Here is a 7,399-nt window from a genome sequence, read left to right as displayed (position 1 = left end):
CGGTTGCGGCAGCGGTGTTTATCAGCGGGGCCCGGCTCGGGTCCAGGCCCGGGTCGACGCCGTTCGCCGAGCGACCGCCCCCGCGTCCCCGGCGTTACGATCGGCCCACGTCGGCCCCGGCCGTCGTGCCGCGGTCGCGATGTTCGCCGTCAGCTGATATCAGTTAGCTGAGAATGCGACAAAACCGGCACTTTCGAATCGGCTGTCCGTTGAAACCGGTAGGGCGGCCGATGCGCCGCCGTGAAGGAGTTGATCATGAGCCTCATCGGCGCGGTACTCGGATACATACTGACGGCATTCATCCTCGTCATGCTCGCCCGGCTGATCCTGGACTGGATCGCCACTCTCGGCGACAACCCTTCCTCGACGTATCGGGCGCGCGAGATCACCCACAAGCTGACCGAGCCGGTGATCGCACCCGTGCGCAAGGTGCTGCCGCCCATTCGCGCGGGCGGGCTGGCCATCGATCTGGCGTTCACCATCGTGTTCGTGCTGGCGATCATCCTGCGCTCGGTCTTCTTCAGTCTGTGAGTGTTCGCTCCGCTTCGCCGTTCGCGGCGAAGCGGAGTTCCGGAGAAATCGTATTTCATTCACAAGAACCACAATTCGCCCAATTCCGTCATTAATGGCTTTCGGAGTTGGTTCCACTGTCGGAAATCCTGCGGGCAGGTAGCATCTCGCAATGGCCTACCAACAGTGAGGAACTTCATGACTGAAGACGAGAAAGTGTCGATGTCCTTTCCGCCGGCTGAGCCTCCGCCATTTCCCGAGCCCGAACCGCAGCCGCCGAAACGCGGAATCTCCCGCCGCAGACTCGCCGCCATCGCGGGCGTGCTCCCGCTGGGCGCCGCGGCGGTCGGCACCGCCTTCTTCGTGCGCGACGAGGGCGACACCCAGCCCTCGCCCGTGCGCAACAGCGCTGAGACGAACGCTCGCACCGCAGCCGGCGCCGACACCATTCCCACCCAGTCCGCGCCGCCGGAGGGATTGCAGCCCGAAATCGCGAAGATCGGCGGCCGGCATATCGCCGCGTTGCACGCCATTCACAACTACATGGCGCACATTTCGAACTACGAACCACAAACCCTGGACACCTATTTCGCCGGGGCCATCGATTCCACGACGGGTGCGTGCCGTCAGCAATTGATCGACACCCGCAATTCCACCCGCGACTATTTCGTCTCGACGAACACCCGCTGCCAGGTCATCGAATTCAACGCGGGCCTGCGCGCGATCACCGGCACCACGGCATTGGGCATCGGCTACGTCAAGCAATCCACCTCGAGCGATCTCGCGCCGATACCGTCGGTGTCCCTGGTCGCCATGGCGGTGACGGCCGAGGAGCAGACCGACGGACGCTGGCTGATCAGCGACGTCAAGCGCATCTCCACCTGAACGAACCGGTCGGCCGGTTCGCCACGCCGGGCGAACCGCTGTGCCCCTCGGCAATCCCACGGCACAAGGGTTTACGTCACCGTGCGTGGATCCCTCGCGCTGCCACCGCGAGTGCGCCACCGTCGTCGATGCACTGATTCGCATGTCCTCACCCCACATCGACGCAAGGACGCGACCATGACCGTCACCGACGAATACCTCGCCAACAATGCCGAGTACGCCGCGCAGTTCAGCGGCCCGCTGCCGCTGCCGCCCAGTAAGCACGTCGCCGTGGTGGCGTGCATGGACGCCCGGCTCGACGTCTATCGCATTCTCGGATTGAACGACGGCGAAGCCCATGTCATCCGCAATGCCGGCGGTGTGGTGACCGACGACGAAATCCGTTCCCTCGCCATCAGTCAGCGACTGCTGGGGACCACGGAGATCATCCTCATTCATCACACCGACTGCGGCATGCTCACCTTCACCGACGACGATTTCAAACGCTCGATCCAGAACGAGACCGGCCTGAAGCCGGCCTGGTCCGCCGAGGCGTTCCCGGATTTGGACGAGGATGTGCGCCAGTCGATTCGGCGCATCGAGGCGAGTCCGTTCGTCACGGCCACGACGTCACTGCGCGGATTCGTGTTCGACGTCGCCACGGGCAAACTGAACGAGGTCATCGGCTGATCCCCCGGGCTCGTTCTCGAGTCGCGCGAGGGGCGGCTCGAGAACGAGCCGGTCGAGGCTATGCGGAGACGGTGGTGGCGGGTCGCCGCCAGATCCACACCGCGGCCGCCGCGAAGACGGTGGCGCAGGCCAGCCCGAAGGCGGCGGCGCCCAATCGATACTGCCAGTGCGCGAGGTCGGCGAACGCTCCCGCACGGGTGGGCGGGAAGAGCCCGAAGGCGACCGCCATCACCGCCAGATAGGCGCACGAGGCCAGGGCGATCCAGGTCAGCGGGCTGCGTCTTCGCCACCGCCGGGCCGCGTCCTCGGACCGCGAACCCGGCTGCACGTCACGTTCCGACTGATTCGCCGGCTGGCTGATCATTGCGACAGACTACTTCCAGTAAACGGACAATTCGGGACTCGAAGGCTCGCCACGCGAGTCGCGCGGTGGCGGTCGGGGCCGAACCGGCTTCCACTCCCGTGTCCGGTGGCTTCGGGGCATCGCGCGCATCGGCGACCCGAGGCGCGGAGTCCGGCCACCTCCGCTGCACGCCGCTCGAGCCCGGGCCGTGAGCCGGGTCACCCACTGTTACGCGGCCGCCGTCGGCGGTGTCTCGATGGCATGACTCCAAACAACACCGTCAGCACCAAGGTCGTCGTCATCGGCGGCGGATACGCGGGCATCGTCGCCGCCAACCGCCTGGGCCGCCGCGCAGACGTCGCGGTCACCGTCGTCAACGCGCGGTCCACGTTCGTCGAACGGCTGCGGCTGCACCAACTGGTGGCCGGCAGCGGAACGGCGACCGCGGACTACGGCCCGCTGCTCGGCGAGAACGTGCGCCTGGTCGTCGACAACGCCGAGCGGATCGACACCGCGAGCCGGACCGTGCGGCTCGCGTCCGGCCGGACGCTGGACTACGACTACGTCATCTACGCGGTCGGCAGTACCGCGGCGGTGCCGGACTCGATACCCGGCGCGGCCGAATTCGCCTATCCCCTGGCCGAATTGGAGAACGCGGAGCGGCTGCGGGCGCGGCTCGCCGAAGTCCCCGCCGACGCGCCGATCACTGTCGTCGGCGGCGGGCTGACCGGCATCGAGACCGCGGCCGAGTTGACCGAACAGGGCCGGCGGGTCACCTTGGTGTGTGGCGGCCGGCTGGCCCCGGGCTTCTCCGAGCGCGGACGCCGCGCACTGGCGCACTGGCTGGCCCGCTGTGACGTCCGGGTGATCGAGGAGGTGCGGGTGACCACGGTGCAGGCGGGGCGGGTACTGCTGGCCGACGACAGCGAGGTGCCCGGCGCCGTCGTGATCTGGACCGCCGGCTTCGGCGTTCCGGACCTCGCCGCGCGCAGCGGCCTGCGTACCGACGGGCTCGGCCGCCTGCTCACCGATGAAACACTGACCAGCATCGACGACGATCGCGTGCTCGCGGCGGGCGATGCCGCGGCGCCGTCGAATCAGCCGCTGCGCATGAGCTGCCAGGCGGCGGGCCCGCTCGGTGCGCAGGCCGCCGAGACGATCCTGAGCCGCATCGCCGGAAAGCGGCCCGCCGCACTGGATATGGCCTTCCTCGGCGCGAACGTCAGCCTGGGCCGCGGGGCAGCGGTCGTGCAGTTCACGCACAAGGACGACTCCCCCAACCGGATCGTTGTGCGCGGCAGGCTCGCCGCGTCGATCAAGGAGATCGCGACCAGGGGCACGCTGTGGGGACTTCGTGCCGAGGCCCGCCGGCCCGGATCCCTCGTGTGGGCGAAGGGCGGGCCCCGGCCCGAGACCGCGGTGCTCGACACCTCGGCAGGCCGCGACCGATGATCGCGCCCGACGAGCACGCCGAGAGATTCACCCTGCTACGGCCGCTGCTTTTCACGATCGCCTACGAAATCCTGGGCTCCGCAACCGAATCCGATGACGTGCTGCAGGACAGCTATCTGCGCTGGGCCGAGGTCGACCTGTCGGCGGTCCGGGACACCAAATCGTATCTGGCGCAGGTGGTCACCCGGCAGGCACTCAATGTCCTGCGGTCGCGGACCCGGCGCCGGGAGGACTACGTCGGCCCGTGGCTGCCCGAACCCCTGCTCCTGGCCCCGGACGCCGCGACCGACGTCGTGCTCGCCGAGTCGGTGTCCATGGGCATGCTCGTCCTGCTGGAAACGCTCACCCCCGAGGAGCGCGCGGTCTTCGTCCTGCACGAGGTCTTCGGCTTCGAACACGATGAAATCGCCGGGGCGGTAGGCAAATCCGCGACCGCGGTGCGCCAGCTGGCCTACCGGGCCCGCGGGCACGTGCACGCCCGGCGCAATCGGTTCGGTCCGGTCGACACCGCCCGCACCGCCGAGCTCACCGGCCGCTTCCTGGACGCCGCCGCCAGCGGCGATCTGGCGGGGCTGCTCGCCATGCTCGCGCCGGATGTCACCTGGACCACCGACAGCGGCGGCAAGGTCCTCGCGGTCCGCGAACTGCTAATGACCGGGGCCACGCGGATCGCCCCCGTGCTGCTGACCCTGCTGCGGGCGATTCACCGGTTGCCGGACGCCCGCCTGGAACCGGTGCACTGCAACGGCGATTCCGCCGTGGCGATTCATCGCGGCGACCGGCTCGAAGCCGTGGTGGTGCTCGAGTTCGCCGACGGAAAGATCGTCAACGGCTACGCGATTCGGAACCCGGACAAGCTCGCGGCGCTCGGGGTGACCCGCACGATCAGCCGGACCGCAGACGCTCAGGGGTGAGCGTCCGGACAACCACCGCAACGCACGACGGCCGGACGCGTGATTGCGTCCGGCCGTCGTGCCAAGTTGCCGTGGTCAGCGCTTGCGCGCGATACCGGCTACGACCATCGTCTCGAATTCGTTCAGCGCGTGGGGCGTCATGGTCTCGTCCGGACGCCAGTCCGCGCACGGCCGCATCGCCGGATCATCGAGCGGTTCGAGATCGCCGAACAGCGCCTCGATCTCCTTGAGCGGACGGCACTTACCGCGCCCGAACGCGTCGAAGATCTTCCGTTCCGTCGCGACTGCCTCGCGGGTCTCGCCGGAGCGGAAGTGCGAAATGTAGATCAGGCTATCCGTCGGCACCTGCTCGGCCCAGTAGCGAACCACGGCCGACGGGTTCTCCTCGTCCTCGAGAAAGCTCAGGACCGCCGCGAACAGGATACCGACCGGCTCGTCGAAGTTGATGAGCCGCTTGACATCCGGGTGTTCCCGGATCGCCTCGGGTTTGCTCGCGTCGGCTTCGACGAAGGCGATACCCGAATCGACAGCGAGCAGTGCGCGGCCGTGGCCCGCCACGAACGGATCGTTGTCGACGTACACGATGTGGGCGTCCGTGTGCTGGGCACGCGCCACCTGATGGACATCGGAGTTATCGGGATCGGGGAGGCCGCAACCGATATCGATGAACTGCCGAATGCCCTGCTTGGCCATGGTGCTCACCGCGCGCCGGACGGCATGCCGGTTCGTAATCGCGAGTTGGTCGGAACCGGGCAGATCGCCCTTGAAGTAGTCGCCGACATCCTTGTCGACGCCGTAGTGATCCCGGCCGCCGAGTACGTAGCTGTATACGCGTGCGACACTCGGCCGCGATTGCCGTTGTCGCATGGTGTTGATGTTCAACTCTCACACCCCTTTACCCTCCGTGCACCAGCGGGTTTGTCGATCGCACGGGAAGCTCGCCTCCGGCAGAACCTTGATTGAAGATCATTCCAGATCAACGCCCGGACGGAGCGTGCTTTCCCTCAGACAATACCGTGACGAACCCACGTTCAGACCCTCTCATGGCAATAACGCTCGCGGGTTGCGGATGGTGAACCTCGATGCGGCGCAGCGGGTTCCATCCGCTCTCGTTACTGAGACTCACGTTCGATAGCGAGTCAGATGGGAACCTACCGTACCGAGGTCACGCCCCGGTAGCGCAGCGGGCCTCAGCCGGTCACTTCCGCCGCCGTGCCGCGTCCCGTCCGGCCGCTCGCCAGCAGCTCGTCCAGCTGGCGTTCCGCACGTTCGGCGCGGGTCAGCGTCTGCAGGCGGGCGTCATCGAGGGTCGCCATGCGCGCGGCGGATTCCTGCCTCACCTGGTCGAGGGCGGTGGCCGATTCGGCCCGCACGGCGGCGATATCGGCGGCGGCCGAGCGCTGGGCGGCCGCCATGTCCGCGCGCACCCGGTCGAGTTCCTCGCGCACCCGGGTCAGTTCGTCGCGGGTCTCGGCGACGACCTGATTGCGTTCTGCCACAGCCTGTTCCGCCCGTTCGATGGCGCGCTCGGCGTCGGCGGCCCGCTGCACCGCCAGATCCCGCTCCGCGCCGGCGGCGGTGATTCGCTGCGTGGTGTCCCGGCGCACCTGCTCGATCTCCGCCGCGGTCTTGGACCGGGCCAGTTCGATCTCCTCGGTGGCCTGCTGGCGGGCCCGGTCCACGTCCTCGGCGGCCTCCCGGCGAATCGTCCGCACTTCGGCCTCGGCCTCGGTGCGCGCGGCGAAGACATCGTCCGCGGCCTGCTTGGTGATTCGCTCCATCTCCCCCAGCGCGTCGTCACGGGCACTGAGCGCCTCGGCGATTCGGCCCTCAGCGGCTTCGGCGGCAGCGATCGCGTCCTCCGCGGCAGCCTCTGCGGCGGTCCGGGCGTCCTCCGATTCGCGCCGCGCCTGTTCGGCGCCGACGACCGCCATCTCGGCTTCGGCGATCTTGCGGCCGGCGTCCGCCTGCACGGCCTGGACCTGGGCCTCGGCCACGGAAGGGTCGGCCAGCGTGGACAACTCGGCCACGCTCGCGGCCAGGGTAGTGCTCAACTGGTCCGCCAGCGTCCGGAACTGAACGAGCAGTTCATCGGCCCGCAGCCGGGCCACGGTGACCGGCCCCCGTTGCGTCACAGTGACGTTCGCGTCCGGGCCCGCCACCTCCTCCTGCGACAGCCTTTGCCGCTCCCGCCACGCTCGCCAGCGCGTGTGGTCCGGGTGCTCACAGTATTCCGAGGGCCGTCCCGGCCCCGTTCCCCGAGTGATCGGTTTCGTACAGCCCGGGTAGTTGCAGATGCTCGACACCGCAGAATCGTAGCGTTGGTTCCGTCATTTCCAACGCAACAACACGAAACGAATCCCCTTCCGCCCCAAACCAACCCGATTTGGCTTGACCACCGATAAGTGAACCTTATCGGGGGTCAGGCTGAAGAACCTTCTCGTTCGACGTCGTATTTAATACGTTTACGTTTGGTCGCAACCAACGAAACGAATAACCAACAAAACCAGTCAAAAACTGTGCACCCCTGTACACCCGTCCCATTTCGCCCGGATCGGACCAAAGGGAGCAGGCAGCGAGACATGGGTCACGACGGGGCCGAGCGGGTTGCGACCCTACCTTTACG

The 7,399-nt window shown here is 67.6% G+C and carries 8 protein-coding genes; 5 read left to right on the top strand and 3 right to left on the bottom strand.

Translation table 11 applies throughout. The features are described from left to right. The first annotated feature begins 255 nt into the window (after positions 1-255). The 3 genes from ACWIGI_RS22385 to ACWIGI_RS22375 all read left to right on the top strand — a co-directional run bounded on the left by ACWIGI_RS22385 (position 256) and on the right by ACWIGI_RS22375 (position 2,064). Positions 256-531 carry a YggT family protein gene (locus tag ACWIGI_RS22385; RefSeq protein WP_454204374.1) on the top strand — a complete coding sequence of 92 codons (276 nt, stop codon included), beginning with the start codon at positions 256-258 and terminating at the stop codon, positions 529-531. Between the two features lie 177 nt (positions 532-708). Then, positions 709-1,395, top strand: a complete 687-nt coding sequence (locus tag ACWIGI_RS22380) for a hypothetical protein (RefSeq protein WP_454204373.1) — start codon at positions 709-711, stop codon at positions 1,393-1,395. 177 nt (positions 1,396-1,572) lie between these two features. Then, a complete protein-coding gene (locus tag ACWIGI_RS22375) occupies positions 1,573-2,064 on the top strand; it encodes a beta-class carbonic anhydrase (RefSeq protein ID WP_454204372.1) in 492 nt (163 codons plus the stop codon). A 58-nt stretch (positions 2,065-2,122) separates the two neighbouring features. On the opposite strand, the gene ACWIGI_RS22370 is transcribed toward ACWIGI_RS22375, so the two are convergent. Further along, on the bottom strand, positions 2,123-2,428 hold the full coding sequence (locus tag ACWIGI_RS22370) for a hypothetical protein (RefSeq protein WP_454204371.1): 306 nt from the start codon (positions 2,426-2,428) through the stop codon (positions 2,123-2,125). A 240-nt stretch (positions 2,429-2,668) separates the two neighbouring features. On the opposite strand from ACWIGI_RS22370, the gene ACWIGI_RS22365 reads away from it, so the two are divergent. Then, on the top strand, positions 2,669-3,859 hold the full coding sequence (locus tag ACWIGI_RS22365) for an NAD(P)/FAD-dependent oxidoreductase (protein WP_454204370.1): 1,191 nt from the start codon (positions 2,669-2,671) through the stop codon (positions 3,857-3,859). Further along, positions 3,856-4,773, top strand: coding sequence for an RNA polymerase sigma factor SigJ (sigJ, locus tag ACWIGI_RS22360; protein ID WP_454204369.1), 918 nt, complete (start codon positions 3,856-3,858; stop codon positions 4,771-4,773). Before ACWIGI_RS22365 ends, sigJ begins: the two co-directional genes overlap by 4 nt. A gap of 75 nt (positions 4,774-4,848) precedes the next feature. Here the strand turns inward: sigJ and ACWIGI_RS22355 are convergent, their stop codons facing one another. Beyond that, the gene (locus tag ACWIGI_RS22355; protein ID WP_454204368.1) at positions 4,849-5,640 is read right to left on the bottom strand and encodes an SAM-dependent methyltransferase; all 792 of its coding nucleotides are present in this window, start codon (positions 5,638-5,640) and stop codon (positions 4,849-4,851) included. Positions 5,641-5,963: 323 nt separating this feature from the next. Further along, a complete protein-coding gene (locus ACWIGI_RS22350) occupies positions 5,964-6,908 on the bottom strand; it encodes a hypothetical protein (RefSeq protein ID WP_454204367.1) in 945 nt (314 codons plus the stop codon). Positions 6,909-7,399: the final 491 nt, after the last annotated feature.

It is taken from the genome of Nocardia sp. NPDC055321 (assembly GCF_053645575.1).
The sequence above is the reverse complement of the archived record's forward strand: the minus strand, read 5'-3'. Positions and strand labels throughout refer to the sequence as shown.

What these genes read in the sequence shown, in the direction of transcription:
- ACWIGI_RS22370 (WP_454204371.1), bottom strand. Translation starts at nt 2,428, where the DNA reads ATGATCAGCCAGCCGGCGAATCAGTCGGAACGTGACGTGCAGCCGGGT.
- sigJ (WP_454204369.1), top strand. Translation starts at nt 3,856, where the DNA reads ATGATCGCGCCCGACGAGCACGCCGAGAGATTCACCCTGCTACGGCCG.
- ACWIGI_RS22365 (WP_454204370.1), top strand. Translation starts at nt 2,669, where the DNA reads ATGACTCCAAACAACACCGTCAGCACCAAGGTCGTCGTCATCGGCGGC.
- ACWIGI_RS22385 (WP_454204374.1), top strand. Translation starts at nt 256, where the DNA reads ATGAGCCTCATCGGCGCGGTACTCGGATACATACTGACGGCATTCATC.
- ACWIGI_RS22375 (WP_454204372.1), top strand. Translation starts at nt 1,573, where the DNA reads ATGACCGTCACCGACGAATACCTCGCCAACAATGCCGAGTACGCCGCG.
- ACWIGI_RS22380 (WP_454204373.1), top strand. Translation starts at nt 709, where the DNA reads ATGACTGAAGACGAGAAAGTGTCGATGTCCTTTCCGCCGGCTGAGCCT.
- ACWIGI_RS22355 (WP_454204368.1), bottom strand. Translation starts at nt 5,640, where the DNA reads ATGCGACAACGGCAATCGCGGCCGAGTGTCGCACGCGTATACAGCTAC.